We start from the raw sequence: 14,978 nt of genomic DNA, 5'->3' as shown, positions 1-14,978 counted from the left end.
AAATCCTGTGCTGGAGAGGAAATGGAAGGATCGCATGGACTGCCGGTGTGGCTTTGCGGAGGTTCGCTTCGGCGCCGTCCGGTGCCTTCCCCCATAACGAAAGCGTATAGCTGTTAGTCGTTCCCTTTCCTGTTCGGCGGGAAAAGCGAAGTTCACAATGATTTCCATGCAAACTCCGATCAAAACCCTGTTCATGCGCGGCGGCACCTCGCGCGGTCCCTTCTTCCGGGAAGCCGATCTGCCCGCCGATATCGCCAGCCGCGACCGCGTGCTGCTGGCGGTCATGGGCTCGCCCGACAAGCGCCAGATCGATGGCCTGGGCGGTGCCCATCCGCTGACCAGCAAGGTCGGCATCGTTCGCCCCAGCCAGAGCGCCGGCGTCGCCCTCGATTTCCTGTTCGCCCAGTTGCAGCCGGAGAAGGACAGCGTCGATACGACGCCCAACTGCGGCAACATGCTGGCCGCCGTCGTGCCGTTCGCGCTGGAAACCGGTATGGTCGCCGCGCAGGGCGAAACGACGACGCTGCGCGTGCTGACGCTCAATACCGGCATGCAGTGCGACATCACCGTCGAAACCCCGGGCGGCCGCGTCAATTACGCCGGCGACGCGCACATCGACGGGGTGCCGGGTAGTTCGGCGCCGATCACGATCAACTTCCTCGATACCGCCGGTTCGGTCTGCTCCGGCCTGCTGCCGACCGGCAAGGTGCGCGACACCATCGACGGCGTCGAGGTCACCTGCATCGACAACGGCATGCCGCTCGTCATCCTGCGCGCCGCCGATGTCGGTTGCAGCGGCTACGAGAGCGTTGCCGAACTCAATGCCGATGCGCCGCTGAAAGCGCGTCTCGAGCGCCTGCGCCTGGCTTGCGGCGAGGCAATGGGCTTGGGCGACGTCAGCGCCAGGAACTACCCGAAGATGACGCTGATCGCGCCGCCACGAGCGGGCGGCAGCATCACGACGCGCAGCTTCATCCCGCACGTCTGTCACGACGCGATCGGCGTCCTGGCGGCGGTGACCGTTGGCACCGCCTGCGTCCTCGACGGTTCGGTGACCGCCGGCATCGCCGTCGTTGCGGCCGGCCACGGCAAGAAGATCTCGGTCGAGCATCCGAGCGGCGAATTCAGCGTCGAGCTCGAACTCGATCCGGAAAACCCGCAGAACGTCCGCCGTGCCGCGCTGCTGCGCACGGCGCGGCTGATCATGCGCGGCGAGGTGATGGTGCCAGCGGAGGTCTGGTCAGGGAAGGCATAGCAGCAATTTCGACATAACAGACCGCCAGCCAAGGCGGAGGAGACATTTCATGACAACAAAGAATCGACCGCTCGATGTCCAGCAGTTCATCGACGACAACAGGTTTTCACGCTTCCAGTGGCTGGTCTTCGCCGTCAGCTTTCTGGTCATCCTGCTCGATGGCTTCGATACCGCCGCCATCGGCTACATCGCTCCGTCGCTATTGAAGGAATGGGGCATCGCCAAGCCGCAACTGGCGCCCGTGCTGAGCGCCGCGCTCGCCGGCCTGGCGGTCGGCGCCGTGCTGATCGGGCCGTTTGCCGACCGCTTCGGGCGCAAGTATCTGCTGACCGGCGCCGTTGCCCTGTTCGGCGTCGCCAGCCTGGCGTCGACGACCTCCGGCTCGCTCGACGAACTGGTGCTCTGGCGTTTCGTCACCGGTCTCGGCCTCGGTGCCGCGATGCCGTTGGCGGTGACCTTGGCCAGCGAGTTCGCGCCGACCCGTCGGCGCGCCGTCCTGACCAGCGCGATGTTCACCGGTTTCCCGCTCGGCGCCGCCCTGGGCGGTTTCCTGGCTGCCTGGATGATCCCGCAGTGGGGCTGGCGCAGCGTTCTTGAACTGGGTGGTGTGCTGCCGATTGGCCTGGCTCTGATCATGTTGTTTGCCTTGCCGGAGTCGGTGCGCTACCTGGTTGCCCGCGGCGCTCCTGGCGAACGCATCCGCGCCGTGCTGGCGCGCATTTCGGCAAGCATCGGTAACGCGGACCGTTTCGTGCTCGGCGAGACCGTCATCGCCAAGGTGGCCAACGATCAGGGCAAGTCCGGCGTGGCGCTGATCCTGTCGCGTTCCTATGTCGTCGGTTCGGCGATGCTGTGGCTGACCTACGGCATGGGCATCGTGATTTTCTACGCGCTGATCAACTGGATGCCGATCCTGTTGAAGGATGCCGGCCTCGAGCCGCAGACGGCCTTGCTCGTGACCTCGCTGTTCCCGCTCGGCGGGGTCGGGGCGATCGCCTTCGGCTTGCTGATGGACAAGTTCAACGCCAACCGCGTGATCATGATCGGCTACCTGATCACCGCCGCCTGCGTCTATGCGATCGGCCAGGCCGCCGGCAATCTCGGCTGGCTGGTGGTCATGGTCTTCGTCGGCGGTGCCGTGATGAACACCACGCAGACCAGCATGCCGGCGCTGGCCGCGGCTTTCTACCCGACCGCCGGGCGGGCCACCGGGGTCGCCTGGATGATGGCGATCGGCCGCATCGGCGCGGTGGCGGCGCCTTTCCTGGTCGCCGAGTTGCAGCGCCGCCACTTCGATTTCGCGCAGATCTTCGCGGTGCTGGCGATTCCCGGCGTGGTCGCGGCGATCGCCCTGTTCGTCAAGAACGCCTCGCACCCGGAAATGTCCATCGCCGACGCGGAGCCGGACGAGGCGCCGGCCGTCCCGGTCACCAGCCAGTCCTGAACGGGAAGGAACACAGCGACCGTCGCTGCAGGATGCCTGTGCAGCCGGGGAGGGTCGCTTTGCAGGTTGCCGGAATCCATCCGGCAGCCGGAGGAGGGCGGATGTCATTCGCCGATGCTTTCCGTGATCCGGAAGGTCAATTTGTTTGAGGAGGAGTACCGAATTGAAAAAGAAAATCATCGCCCTGGCAGTGCCCGCCGTGCTTTGCGCACCGGTTATGGCGCAGGAGAATGTTCAGGTCTACGGCATCGTCGATGTCGGTGTCGCCAGCATCGATGCCGGCGGCAAGGAGCGGCGCAACAAGGTCGATAGCGGCCTGCTGCGTACCTCGCGTCTCGGCTTCAAGGGCAGCGAGGATCTCGGCAACGGGCTGAAGGTCAACTTCGTGCTCGAGTACCGGCTCAACGTCGATCTCGACGAAGGGATCGGCGGCAACTACCGCAGCGATGCGGCCGGCGTCCAGGGCAGCACCTCCGGCCCGGCCCGCCAGCAACTGCTCGGCCTGAGCGGCAATTTCGGTACCGTCGCTTTCGGCCGCATGAACACCACGGCCTTCGACTGGGCGGTCAAATACACGGTGCTCGGGGCTTCCGCCTTCGACGTCACCGGCAACAACGCGATGGCCGCCGGCAGCCGGATCAATCCCGTCGGCGACATCCGCCTGTCGAACGTCATCGCCTACAAGTCGCCAGCGTTTGCCGGCTTCCGTTTCGACGTGAACTATGCCCGCCCGATCGAGGAGGCCGCCGCCGGCAATGGTCGCCTCGAGACCGCCCAGCTCGGGCTGTACTATGAGAACGGTCCGCTGTCGGTCGGCGCCGTCTTCGACAATATCGATGGGCATGGCAACGCCACGCTGACCCTGAGTTCGCTGGCCTTCGCGCGCGGGGCCGGCTTCCCGGCGGGGACGACGGTGGTGCGCTACGACGATCTCGAAGTGAAGAGTCAGAACCTCGGCGTCGCCTACGATTTCGGCGTGCTGAAGGCGAAGGCGACGTATCAGCGCGACAAGTTCATGGATCTCTCGGCCAACAAGGTCTGGGGCGTCGGGGTGGAAGTGCCGGTATCCGCCAAGGGCACCGTGCATGCCGTCTACTCCGCTTCCTCGGTCAATACCCAGAAAAAGGCGGATTCGCAGGGCTTCTCGCTGGCCTACACGCACAACCTGAGCAAGCGCACCATCGCCTATGCCGGCCTCTCCTGGCAAGACAACGAGCGCAACGGTACTTCCGGGATCTGGGCGACCGCGCCGGATGCCGGCAAGGACGTCAAGATGCTCGCCGCCGGCATCACGCACATGTTCTGATCGCCGCTTCCGGCATCACCTGCGGCCCGTGTTCCGTCACTGCAAACTGGCGGAACACGGGTTTTTTTGCAAATTTCGCCTCTTTCATAACGAAAAGGCATAGCAGCTAGTCGGGGCCTTTCCTGTTCAGTGGCCGGGGGCTTGCGCAGAATCCTTTCCTGAAATCACTGCGGCGCCGGGCAGCCGGTGCACGACGGACGACAACGAACGAAAAGGAAAACGGCATGATCATCGACATCCATGGCCACTACACGACGGCGCCCAAGGCGCTGGAAGAATGGCGCAATCGCCAGGTCGCCAGCCTCAAGGACCCGGCGCTGGCGCCCAAGCTCAGCGAACTGCAGATCAGCGACGACGACCTGCGCCAGACCATCGAACAGAACCAGCTCAAGCTGATGAAGGAACGCGGCGCCGACCTCACCATCTTCAGCCCGCGCGCCAGCTTCATGGCCCACCACATCGGCGACTATCAGACCTCGGCGACCTGGGCGGCGATCTGCAACGAGCTGTGCTTCCGCGTTGCCGAGCTGTTTCCGGACAACTTCATCGGCGCCGCGATGCTGCCGCAGTCGCCGGGTGTCGATCCGCAGACCTGTGTCGCCGAACTGGAAAAGTGCGTCAAGGAATACGGCTTCGTCGGCATCAACCTCAATCCCGATCCCTCGGGCGGTCACTGGACCAGCCCGCCGCTGACCGACCGCCACTGGTACCCGATCTACGAAAAGATGGTCGAGTACGACATCCCGGCGATGATCCACGTGTCGACCAGTTGCAACGCCTGCTTCCACACCACCGGCGCGCACTACATCAACGCCGACACGACGGCGGTGATGCAGTTGATCCAGGGCGACCTGTTCAAGGACTTCCCGACCCTGAGGTTCGTCATCCCGCACGGCGGCGGCGCCGCGCCCTACCACTGGGGCCGTTACCGCGGCCTGGCGCAGGAACTGAAGAAGCCGCTGCTCGACGAACACCTGCTCAACAACGTCTTCTTCGACACCTGCGTCTATCACCAGCCGGGTGTCAACCTGCTGACCCGCGTCATCCCGGTCAAGAACGTGTTGTTCGCGTCCGAGATGATCGGCGCCGTGCGCGGCATCGACCCGCAGACCGGCCACTACTACGACGACACCAAGCGCTACATCGAGGCCGCCGACCTGACCGCCGAAGAGCGCTACATGATCTACGAAGGCAACGCCCGCCGCGTCTATCCGCGGCTCGATGCCGCCCTGAAGGCCCGCGGCCGCTGAGGAGAACACCATGAACCAACCGATGAACCAGCTTGGCATCGTCAAGCGCAACATCCAGCGTGCCGAGCGCGCCGCCGTCGAAAAACTGTCGCGCTACGGCGTCGCCACCATCCACGAAGCGATGGGACGGGTCGGCCTGATGAAGCCGACGATCCGCCCGATCTACGCCGGCGCCCACCTCTGCGGCACGGCGGTCACCGTCCTGCTGCAGCCCGGCGACAACTGGATGCTGCACGTCGCCGCCGAACAACTGCAACCGGGCGACGTCTGCGTCGCCGGCTGCACCGCCGACAGCACCGACGGCTTCTTCGGCGACCTGCTCGCCACCTCCTATAAATCGCGTGGCGCCGCCGGCCTGATCATCGACGGCGGCGTGCGCGACGTGAAGGACCTGACGGCGATGGGCTTCCCGGTGTTCAGCCGGGCGATCCACGCCAAGGGCTGCACGCGGGCGACGCTCGGCTCGGTCAACATCCCGGTGGTCTGCGCCGGTGCCATCGTCAATCCCGGCGACGTGGTGATCGCCGACGACGACGGCGTTGTCGTCGTGCCGGCCGCCCTCGCCCAGCAGGTGGCCGACGCCGCCGAAGCGCGCGAGAACAACGAGACCGCCAAGCGCGCCCGTTTCGCCGCCGGCGAACTGGGGCTCGACATGTACGCGCTGCGCGAACCGCTGGCCAAGGCCGGCCTCAAGTACATCGACTGAACATGAACGCACCGACGCCCAAGGAAATCATGGAATTCACCAAGACCCCCGGCTGGCTCGACTGGTATGCCGGCCCGAGCCGTCCCGCTTTCAAATTGCCGGCTGGCGCCGTCGACGCGCACTGCCACGTCTTCGGTCCCGGCGCCGAATTCCCCTACGCCCCGGAACGCAAGTACACGCCTTGCGATGCCTCGAAGCAGCAGCTCTATGCGCTGCGCGACCACCTCGGCTTCGCCCGCAATGTCGTCGTCCAGGCCACCTGCCACGGCGCCGACAACCGGGCCATGCTCGACGCGCTGGTCCATAGCGGCGGCAAGGCGCGCGGCGTCGCCACCGTGCGCCGCAGCGTCAGCGACGAGGAACTGCAGGCGATGCACGACGCCGGCGTGCGCGGCGTGCGCTTCAACTTCGTCAAGCGCCTGGTCGATTTCACGCCGAAGGACGAACTGCTGGAAATCGCCGGCCGTATCGCAAAGTGGGGCTGGCACGTCGTGATCTACTTCGAGGCGGTCGATCTGCCGGAACTGTGGGATTTCTTCACCGCCTTGCCGACCACCATCGTCGTCGACCACATGGGCCGGCCCGACGTCGGCAAGCCGGTCGACGGCCCGGAATTCGAACTCTTCCTGAAGTTCATGCGCGACAATCCGAACGTCTGGAGCAAGGTCAGTTGTCCCGAGCGCCTGTCGCTGACGGGGCCCAAGGCACTCGCCGGTGAACGCAATGCCTACGCCGACGTCGTGCCCTTCGCCCGCCGCGTCGTCGAGGAGTTTTCCGACCGTGTGCTGTGGGGCACTGACTGGCCGCATCCGAATCTCAAGGAGCACATGCCGGACGACGGCCTGCTGGTCGATTTCATCCCGCACATCGCGCCGACCGCCGAATTGCAGCAGAAACTGCTGGTGGCCAACCCGATGCGCCTTTACTGGCCCGAGGAGGTCTGAGCGATGGCGCTCGACAAACCCTACCAGGACATTCCCGGCACGATCATTTTCGACGCCGAGCAGTCGCGCAAGGGCTACTGGCTCAACCAGTTCTGCATGTCGCTGATGTCGGCCGAGAACCGCGCCCGCTTCAAGGCCGACGAACGTGCCTACCTCGACGCCTGGCCGATGAGCGAGGAACAGAAGCAGGCGGTGCTGGCGCGCGATCTCAACTGGTGCATGCGCAGCGGCGGCAACATCTACTTCCTGGCCAAGATCGGCGCCACCGACGGCAAGAGCTTCCAGCAGATGGCAGGCTCGATGACCGGCATGACGGAAGACGAATACCGGGCGATGATGCTGGGCGGCGGCCGTTCGGCCGACGGCAACCGCCGCCTCGGCGAGGACGGCGACGCGCAGCCGCAACACCAGCCGCAGGGCGCGGCCGGCAAGAAAGGAAACGCATAAATGGCCCGCATCACCGCCTCCGTCTATACCTCGCACGTGCCGGCGATCGGCGCCGCGCTCGACCTCGGCAAGACCGGCGAGGACTACTGGCAACCGGTATTCGCCGGTTACGACTTCGGCAAAGAATGGATTGCCGAGCAGAAGCCGGACGTCGTCTTCCTGGTGTACAACGATCACGCCACCGCCTTCTCGCTCGACCTGATCCCGACCTTCGCGCTCGGCACCGGCAGCGAGTTCAAACCGGCCGACGAAGGCTGGGGGCCGCGGCCGGTGCCGACCGTCCACGGCCACCCGGAACTCGCCGCGCATATCGCGCAGTCGATGATCCAGGATGACTTCGACCTCACCCTGGTCAACAAGATGGACGTCGACCACGGCCTGACCGTGCCGCTCTCCTTGATGTTCGGTCAGCCAGACGCCTGGCCGTGCCAGGTCATCCCGTTCGCGGTCAATGTCGTGCAGTACCCGGTGCCGTCCGGCCGGCGCTGCTTCCAGATCGGCCAGGCGATCCGCCGCGCGGTCGAGTCCTTCGATGAGGATTTGAACGTTCAAATCTGGGGCACCGGCGGCATGAGCCACCAGTTGCAGGGGGCGCGTGCCGGCCTGATCAACCAAGAATGGGACAATCGCTTCCTCGACCGGCTGATCGACGATCCCGCCGGACTGTCCCAACTGCCGCACATCGACTACGTGCGCGAAGCCGGCTCCGAGGGCATCGAACTGGTCATGTGGCTGATCGCCCGCGGGGCGATGGCCGATATCGCGGGCGGACCCAAGCCCGTGCTCAAGAAACGCTTTTATCATGTACCGGCGTCGAACACCGCCGTCGGCCATCTGATTCTGGAGAACCCATGAAACAAACCATCAAGGTCGCGCTGGCCGGTCCCGGCGCATTCGGCATCAAGCATCTCGACGCCATCAAGAAAATCGCCGATGTCGAGGTCGTCTCGGTGATCGGTCGCGATCCCGAGCAGACCGCCAAGGTTGCCGCCCAGTACGGCATTCCGCACGTCGCCACCGACCTCGCGCAGTCGCTGGCGCTGCCCGAGGTGGACGCGGTGATCCTGTGCACGCCGACCCAGGTCCATGCCGCGCAGGCCATCGCCTGCCTGCAGGCCGGCAAGCACGTCCAGGTCGAGATTCCGATGGCCGATTCCTGGGCCGACGCGCAGGCGCTGGTCGACGCCCAGAAGGCGGCCGGCAAGGTGGCGATGGTCGGCCATACCCGTCGCTTCAACCCCAGCCACCAGTGGGTGAACAAGAAGATCGCGGCCGGCGAGTTCAACATCCAGCAGATGGACGTGCAGACCTATTTCTTCCGCCGCAGCAACATCAACGCGCTCGGCCAGCCGCGCAGCTGGACCGACCATCTGCTGTGGCACCACGCCGCCCACACGGTCAACCTCTTCGCCTACCAATGCGGTTCGCCGATCGTCAAGGCGAACGCCATCCAGGGGCCGATCCACCCGACGCTGGGCATCGCCATGGACATGTCGATTCAGCTCAAGGCCGCCAACGGCGCGATCTGCACGCTGTCGCTGTCCTTCAACAACGACGGCCCGCTCGGTACCTTCTTCCGTTACATCGGCGACAGCGGCACCTACATCGCCCGCTACGACGACCTCTACAACGGCAAGGAAGAGAAGATCGACGTCTCGCAGGTCGATGTCTCGATGAACGGCATCGAACTCCAGGACCGCGAATTCTTCGCCGCGATCCGCGAGGGGCGCGAGCCGAACGCCTCGGTCGGCAAGGTCTTCGACTGTTACCGGGTGCTCGGCGAGCTGGAAAAGCAGCTTGCTGCTTAAGCGGGGTTGAGCGTGCTGAAGAGAAAAGTCGGGCCGTTCGAGGTCGGGGCCATCGGCCTCGGCTGCATGAACCTGAGCCACGCCTACGGCCAGCCGCCGAGCGCCGAGGCGGCGGCCGCCCTGCTGCTGCAGGCGCTCGACAGCGGGGTCGATTTCTTCGACACCGCCGCGCTGTACGGCTTCGGCGCCAACGAGAGCCTGCTCGGCCGGGTCCTCAAGCCGCAGCGCCAGCGTTTCGTGCTGGCCAGCAAGTGCGGCATGACCGGGGTCGATGGCAAGCGGGTGATCGACGGCCGCCCGGCAACGATCAAGGCGACCTGCGACGCCGCCCTGCAGCGTCTGCAGACCGAGGTGATCGACCTCTACTACCTGCATCGGCGCGACTTCAAGGTGCCGATCGAGGACAGCGTCGGCGCCCTGGTCGACCTCGTCGCGGCCGGCAAGATCCGCGCGATCGGTCTCTCGGAGGTGTCGGCCGAAACCCTGCGCCGGGCGCACGCCGTGCATCCGGTCAGTGCCGTGCAGAGTGAGTATTCGCTCTGGTCGCGCGAGCCGGAAATCGCCGTTCTCGAAACCTGCCGCGAGATCGGCGCCGCCTTCGTTGCCTTCAGTCCGCTGGCGCGCGGCTTCCTCGGCGGCGAACTCAGCGACCCGGCGGCGCAACTGTCGCCCGGCGACCTGCGCCTGTCGATGCCGCGTTTCGCGCCCGACAACTACGCGCGCAACCGGCGCCTGCTCGACGGTTACCGCGCCATCGCCGCCGAAGCCGGCTGCAGCCCGGCGCAACTGGCGCTGGCCTGGGTCCTGCACCGGCAGCCGCATACCCTGGTCATTCCCGGCACCCGTTCGCCGGCGCATCTCGCCGACAACCTCGGCGCCGCCCAGGTCAGCCTGGGGAGCGACCTGATCGCCCGCCTCGATGCACTGATCAACCGGCATACCGTCAGCGGTCCGCGCTACAACGCGGCGACGCTGGCCGAAATCGACACCGAGCGCTTCCCGGAATGAGCGCGGCGGGCCTCGCCAGCCGTATCGTCAACCGCGCGCCGGCGCTCGGCCAGCCGAATTTCCGGCGCTATTTCTACGGCCAGATCTGTTCCGTCCTCGGTACCTTCATCCAGGCTGTCGCCATGTCCTGGCTGGTGTACCGGATCAGCGGTTCGCCGGTCCTGCTCGGGCTGACCGCCTTCCTGTCGCAGGCGCCGCAACTGGTGGTGGCGCCGCTCGCCGGCGTGATGATCGACCGCTACGACCGGCGCCGGCTGATGATCGGCCTGCAGTGCGTGTTTGCCGCGCAGGCCCTGGTCCTGGCCGGGCTGGTCTTCTTCGACGCGGTCGCCGTCTGGCACCTGCTGCTGCTCGCCGGCCTGCTCGGCGTCCTCAACAGTTTCGACCTGCCGACCCGGCAGAGTCTGCTGCTCTATCTGGTCGACGACCGGACGACGCTGCCCAACGCCGTCGCGCTCAATGCCGCGGTGGTGCACAGCGGGCGCCTGATCGGCCCGCCGGTCGCCGGACTGCTCCTTGCCGTCGCCCCCGAAAGCCTGTGCTTCCTGATCAACGCCCTGTCCTACCTGGGGCCGATTTCGGCGGTGCTCGCCATCCGCGCCGAGATTCCCCGGCAGCGCGGCCTGAAGACCGCCAGCGCGCTGGTCGAGGTCGCCGCCTTCGTCCGTAGCACCGTAGACGCCAGGGTCGCCCTGCTGGCGGTGGCGATGGTCAATGTCACCGCTTCCTCCTACGTCGTGCTGATGCCGGTTTTCGCCAAGGAAGTCTTCGCCGGCAGCGCCCAGTCGCTGGGCTGGCTGCTCGGCATGGGCGGCGCCGGCGCGCTGGTCGCCTCGCTCTATCTGTCAACCCGGGCGCGCAGCGAAATCCGGCCGGATTTCGCGCTCGCCAGTTGCGCGCTCGCCGCCGTCGGCCTGCTCGGTTTCGCGCTGGCCGGCTATGTCGGCAGCCTGGCGTTGGCGCTGCCCATGGTCTGCCTGATCGGCGCCGGCATCGGCGCCACCAACATCGCCGCCAATACCCGCTTGCAGCAACTCGCGCCGGAAGGATTGCGCGGCCGGGTGATCTCGATCTTCGGTTCGACCCGCTTCGGCTTCGATGCGCTGGGCGGCCTGCTTGCCGGCGCGCTGGCCTCGCTGCTCGGCGTGCTGCCGGTGGTCGGTGCGCTCGGCCTGCTCCTGCTGCCCGGCAGCCTGGCGCTGCTCAGGCGGTCAACTCGAGCCCCTGGCTGACCCGGTACAGCTTGTCGAGCAGCCAGCGCATCATCGGGTCGTGCTGGTAGCGTTGGTGCCAGATCGCGTACATCGGCATTTCCGGGCCGGCGAAGGGCGTCGCGGTGCGGGCGAAACCCGCTAGCTGGTTGCCGCCCAGGCGATGCGGCAGGGTCGCCAGGTAGTTCGAACCCTTGAGGAAGGCGCGGATGCCGCCGAAGCTGGCGACGCTGACGGCAAAGCGGCGCTGGATGCCGCGGCTTTTCAGATGGTCGTCGATATCCAGATTGCGTTGCGGCTCATAAACCACGGTGATGTGCTCGGCCGCCAGGTAGTCGGCGAGGTCGGCGGGGGGCGGGCGCACTGCCGGGTCGAAGAAGACCGCGTAGCTGTCGTTGAACAGCCGGCGTTGCAGGATGTCGGCGCCTTCCGGCGGGCGCGGCGAAATGGCCAGTTGGCAGCGGTCCGAGCGCAGCAGTTCGGCGCTCGGGATGTTGGACGGAATGACGCGTAGGCTGATTCCCGGCGCCTCTTCCTTGAGCAGCCCGAACAGCGCCGGCAGCAGCAGGTCGCGCTGCAGGTCGTTGGCGGCGATGGTCAGCGTTCGTTCGAGGCTGGCCGGGGTGAAGCCGGCCTTGCTGCCGAATTGGTGCAGGCGGTCGAGCAACTCGCGCGCCTCGGCGACCAGCGCGCCGGCCTGGGCGGTGGCGACCACCGAGCGGCCGGACTTGACGAACAGCGGGTCGCCGACGATGCCGCGCAGCTTGTCGAGCATGTGGCTGACCGCCGACTGGGTGACGCCCAGGCGCTGCGCGGCGCGGGTCACCGAGCCTTCTTCATGGACGGCGATCAGCAGGCGCAGCAGTTTTCCGTCGAGGTCCAAATAATCGAAATCGTTCATGAATTGCATTATAAGCAATCTATTTATTTTGTTGTTCGCTGGATGGAGAATCCCTCTCGGACTAAGGGTTATCGCAGTCCCTCAGCAAGCAGCGATTCACAACACTTACAGGAGACGCAACATGAGCATTCGTCCGCCGAAGCGAACGATTCCCGGCGCACCGATCTTCGATCACGAGGCCGCCCGTCGCGGTTACGCGCTGAACAAGATGTGCTATTCGTTCAACAGCAAGGCCAACCGCGACGAGTTCGTCAGCGATGAAGCCGCCTATTGCCGCAAGTTCGGCCTCAGCCAGGAACAGACCCAGGCCATCCTCGACCGCGACGTGCTGTCGCTGATCCGCGTTGGCGGCGGCGTCTATTTCCTCGGCAAGCTGGCCGGTGGCGTTCTGGGCCTCGACATGCAGGACATCGGCGCCCTGCAGACGGGGATGAGCAAGGAAGAATTCAAGGCCAAACTGGTCGCGGCGGGGAACTGAATCATGGCAAAAATCGTAGGCATCCTGACCACTTCGCACGTGCCGGCACTGGGCAAGGCGATCCATCTCAACCTCCAGCAGGACCCGTACTGGAAGCCCTTCTTCGACGGTTTCCCGGCGATCCGCGAATGGCTCGACCAGGTCAAGCCGGACATCGTCGTGTCCTGCTACAACGACCACGGCCTGAATTTCTTCCTCGATAAGCAACCGACCTTCGCCATCGGCACCGCGCCGGAATACGTCAGCGAGGACGAAGGCTGGGGCATCCCGACGATGCCCAGCTTTCCGGGCGCCGAAGACCTTTCCTGGCACATCCGCGACAGCCTGGTCCGCGACGATTTCGACATGGTCACCTGCCAGGAAATGCTGGTCGACCATGCCTTCACGCTGCCCATGGCGCTGCTCTGGCCGGAACAGAAGTGGCCGGTGAAGAGCGTCCCGGTCTGCGTCAATACCGTGCTCTTCCCGTTGCCGTCGGCGCGTCGCTGCTACCGGCTGGGCGAGGCGATCGGCCGCGCCATCGCGGCTTTCCCGGAAGACGCCAAGGTCCTGGTGATCGGTTCCGGCGGCTTGTCGCACCAGCTGGAAGGCGAGCGCGCCGGCTTCATCAACAAGGAGTTCGACCTCAAGTTCATGGACAGCATGGTGAACGACCCGACCTGGGCCACCCAGTTCTCCGACGTCAACCTGGTCGAGCAGACCGGCAACGAAGGCGTCGAGCTGCTCAACTGGCTGGTCGCCCGCGGCACCGTGCCGGGCGCGGTGCGGGTGGTGCATTCCAACTTCCACATCCCGATCTCCAATACCGCGGCGGCGACCATGCTGTTCGAGCCGGTCTGAGACGGCGTCAGTCTCAAGGGAGAAGGGCGGGTCCGGGTGGCCCGCCCTTCGTCATTTGCGGCACAATGACGGCGCTGGCGCCGAAGCCGCCCGCGCGCTGCGGGCGCAGCCACTGACGCTTCACGTCGCCAACTGTCTGATTGCAACCGAAGGCGCATTCCATGGAAAAGACCCTACCCGAAGGACATCCCGACCTGCAGCGCATCGTCCAGGCGGCGCACGCCGACGTGCCGGCGGCCGATGCCAAACCGGCCGGCAATTCGCTGGCCGGCGCGCTCGCCGCCGCGCTGGGCCGCCAGCCGGGCGATGCCGAGGACCGCGAGAACATCGAATTTCTGGTCCAGGTGCTGGCGGTCAATCGCGCCGAAGGCAACATCGACGACGCGGCTTTCGCCGCGCTGCTCGAACGGATCGCGACGCGCGCCGGACGCGCCGCGCTGGTCGCCAGCTTCACCGCCGAGCTCGAGGCCGAGCACGGCTACGCCGACGATCCGCCGGCCTGAGGCCGGCGTCCGGCTTACTGCTCGACGAAGGCGCGCTCGATCACGTAGTCGCCCATTTCGCCGATGTGCTTCGAGATGCGAAAGCCGAAGCCGTCGAGCATGGCCGAGATTTCCCTGAGCATCGCCGGGCTGCCGCAGATCATGCCGCGGTCGGTGGCCGGGTCGAGCGGTGCGATGCCGAGGTCGGCGAACAGCTTGCCGGTGAGGATCAGGTCGGTCTGCCGGCCCTTGTTGCGGAAGGGCTCGCGGGTCACGGTCGGGTAGTAGATCAGCTTGTCGCGGATTTCCTCGCCCAGGTACTCGTGTTCCCTGAGGTCGTTCTCGATGTAGTCGTGGTAGGCCAGTTCGCTGGTCCAGCGGACGCCGTGGATGAGGATCACCTTCTCGAAACGCTCGTAGGTTTCGGGATCGTGGATCAGGCTCATGAACGGCGCCAGCCCGGTGCCGGTGGCAAACAGGAACAGACGCTTGCCCGGATTCAGGTCGCGCAGCACCAGCGTACCGGTCGGCTTGCGGCTGACCAGCAGTTCGTCGCCCGGCTGCAGGTGCTGCAGGCGCGAGGTCAGCGGGCCGTCCGGGACCTTGATGCTGAAGAACTCGAGGTGTTCCTCGTAGTTGGCGCTGGCGACGCTGTAGGCGCGCATCAGTGGGCGGCCGTTCACCTCCAGGCCGATGGTCACGAACTGGCCGTTGATGAAACGCAGGCCGGGGTCGCGCGTGGTGCGGAAGCTGAACAGGCTGTCGTTCCAGTGATGGACGGAAACGACGGTTTCGCGGTTGAAGTTGCTCATGATCGGCGGCTGGCAGGGAGGAAGTGAGTACAGCTTAGGCTTGGTGGCTTTGAAACAAAAGCGGATAATTTTTCTATTCGTTATTG

16 protein-coding genes are annotated in these 14,978 nt (G+C 65.8%); 14 read left to right on the top strand and 2 right to left on the bottom strand.

Features of this window, described 5'->3' with window-relative positions; translation table 11 throughout:
* Positions 1-166 precede the first annotated feature (166 nt).
* The 11 genes from AC0KWY_RS11950 (at position 167) to AC0KWY_RS11900 (ending at position 11,400) form a co-directional block, all read left to right on the top strand.
* Complete coding sequence (locus AC0KWY_RS11950) at positions 167-1,255, top strand: 4-oxalomesaconate tautomerase (RefSeq protein WP_474025717.1); 1,089 nt, start codon at positions 167-169, stop codon at positions 1,253-1,255.
* Positions 1,256-1,304: 49 nt separating this feature from the next.
* Complete coding sequence (locus tag AC0KWY_RS11945; protein ID WP_474025716.1) at positions 1,305-2,699, top strand: MFS transporter; 1,395 nt, start codon at positions 1,305-1,307, stop codon at positions 2,697-2,699.
* A 163-nt stretch (positions 2,700-2,862) separates the two neighbouring features.
* Positions 2,863-4,005, top strand: a complete 1,143-nt coding sequence (locus AC0KWY_RS11940) for a porin (protein ID WP_474025715.1) — start codon at positions 2,863-2,865, stop codon at positions 4,003-4,005.
* Positions 4,006-4,229: 224 nt separating this feature from the next.
* Positions 4,230-5,255: an amidohydrolase family protein gene (locus AC0KWY_RS11935; protein ID WP_474025714.1), complete on the top strand. Its 1,026-nt coding sequence runs from the start codon at positions 4,230-4,232 to the stop codon at positions 5,253-5,255.
* 10 nt (positions 5,256-5,265) lie between these two features.
* Positions 5,266-5,961, top strand: coding sequence for a 4-carboxy-4-hydroxy-2-oxoadipate aldolase/oxaloacetate decarboxylase (gene ligK, locus AC0KWY_RS11930; protein ID WP_474025713.1), 696 nt, complete (start codon positions 5,266-5,268; stop codon positions 5,959-5,961).
* Between the two features lie 2 nt (positions 5,962-5,963).
* Positions 5,964-6,905, top strand: coding sequence for an amidohydrolase family protein (locus AC0KWY_RS11925; RefSeq protein ID WP_474025712.1), 942 nt, complete (start codon positions 5,964-5,966; stop codon positions 6,903-6,905).
* A gap of 3 nt (positions 6,906-6,908) precedes the next feature.
* The gene (gene ligA / locus AC0KWY_RS11920; protein ID WP_474025711.1) at positions 6,909-7,352 is read left to right on the top strand and encodes a protocatechuate 4,5-dioxygenase subunit alpha; all 444 of its coding nucleotides are present in this window, start codon (positions 6,909-6,911) and stop codon (positions 7,350-7,352) included.
* Complete coding sequence (locus tag AC0KWY_RS11915) at positions 7,353-8,207, top strand: class III extradiol dioxygenase subunit beta (protein ID WP_474025710.1); 855 nt, start codon at positions 7,353-7,355, stop codon at positions 8,205-8,207.
* Positions 8,204-9,160: a Gfo/Idh/MocA family oxidoreductase gene (locus tag AC0KWY_RS11910; RefSeq protein ID WP_474025709.1), complete on the top strand. Its 957-nt coding sequence runs from the start codon at positions 8,204-8,206 to the stop codon at positions 9,158-9,160. Before AC0KWY_RS11915 ends, AC0KWY_RS11910 begins: the two co-directional genes overlap by 4 nt.
* A 12-nt stretch (positions 9,161-9,172) precedes the next feature.
* Positions 9,173-10,168 (top strand): aldo/keto reductase, encoded by a 996-nt coding sequence (locus AC0KWY_RS11905; RefSeq protein WP_474025708.1) that lies wholly within the window; start codon positions 9,173-9,175, stop codon positions 10,166-10,168.
* On the top strand, positions 10,165-11,400 hold the full coding sequence (locus tag AC0KWY_RS11900; RefSeq protein WP_474025707.1) for an MFS transporter: 1,236 nt from the start codon (positions 10,165-10,167) through the stop codon (positions 11,398-11,400). The genes AC0KWY_RS11905 and AC0KWY_RS11900 overlap by 4 nt, the downstream gene beginning before the upstream one ends.
* Here AC0KWY_RS11900 and AC0KWY_RS11895 read toward each other — a convergent pair.
* On the bottom strand, positions 11,372-12,280 hold the full coding sequence (locus AC0KWY_RS11895) for a LysR family transcriptional regulator (protein ID WP_474025706.1): 909 nt from the start codon (positions 12,278-12,280) through the stop codon (positions 11,372-11,374). The two genes, AC0KWY_RS11900 and AC0KWY_RS11895, sit on opposite strands and share 29 nt — an antisense overlap.
* A 121-nt stretch (positions 12,281-12,401) precedes the next feature.
* Between AC0KWY_RS11895 and AC0KWY_RS11890 the strand changes: the two genes are divergently transcribed.
* The 3 genes from AC0KWY_RS11890 (at position 12,402) to AC0KWY_RS11880 (ending at position 14,101) form a co-directional block, all read left to right on the top strand.
* On the top strand, positions 12,402-12,758 hold the full coding sequence (locus AC0KWY_RS11890; protein ID WP_474025705.1) for a protocatechuate 4,5-dioxygenase subunit alpha: 357 nt from the start codon (positions 12,402-12,404) through the stop codon (positions 12,756-12,758).
* A 3-nt stretch (positions 12,759-12,761) separates the two neighbouring features.
* Positions 12,762-13,598 (top strand): class III extradiol dioxygenase family protein, encoded by an 837-nt coding sequence (locus AC0KWY_RS11885; protein WP_474025704.1) that lies wholly within the window; start codon positions 12,762-12,764, stop codon positions 13,596-13,598.
* 161 nt (positions 13,599-13,759) lie between these two features.
* Complete coding sequence (locus tag AC0KWY_RS11880; protein ID WP_416690661.1) at positions 13,760-14,101, top strand: hypothetical protein; 342 nt, start codon at positions 13,760-13,762, stop codon at positions 14,099-14,101.
* 14 nt (positions 14,102-14,115) lie between these two features.
* Here AC0KWY_RS11880 and AC0KWY_RS11875 read toward each other — a convergent pair whose 3' ends face one another.
* Entirely contained in the window at positions 14,116-14,892 is a 777-nt protein-coding gene (locus AC0KWY_RS11875) for a ferredoxin--NADP reductase (RefSeq protein WP_474025703.1), read from the bottom strand.
* Positions 14,893-14,978: the final 86 nt, after the last annotated feature.

The sequence above is a fragment of the Azonexus sp. MM2026_4 genome, from assembly GCF_055901855.1.
Note: the sequence above shows the minus strand (reverse complement) of the source record. Positions and strands in the feature narration are given on the sequence as shown.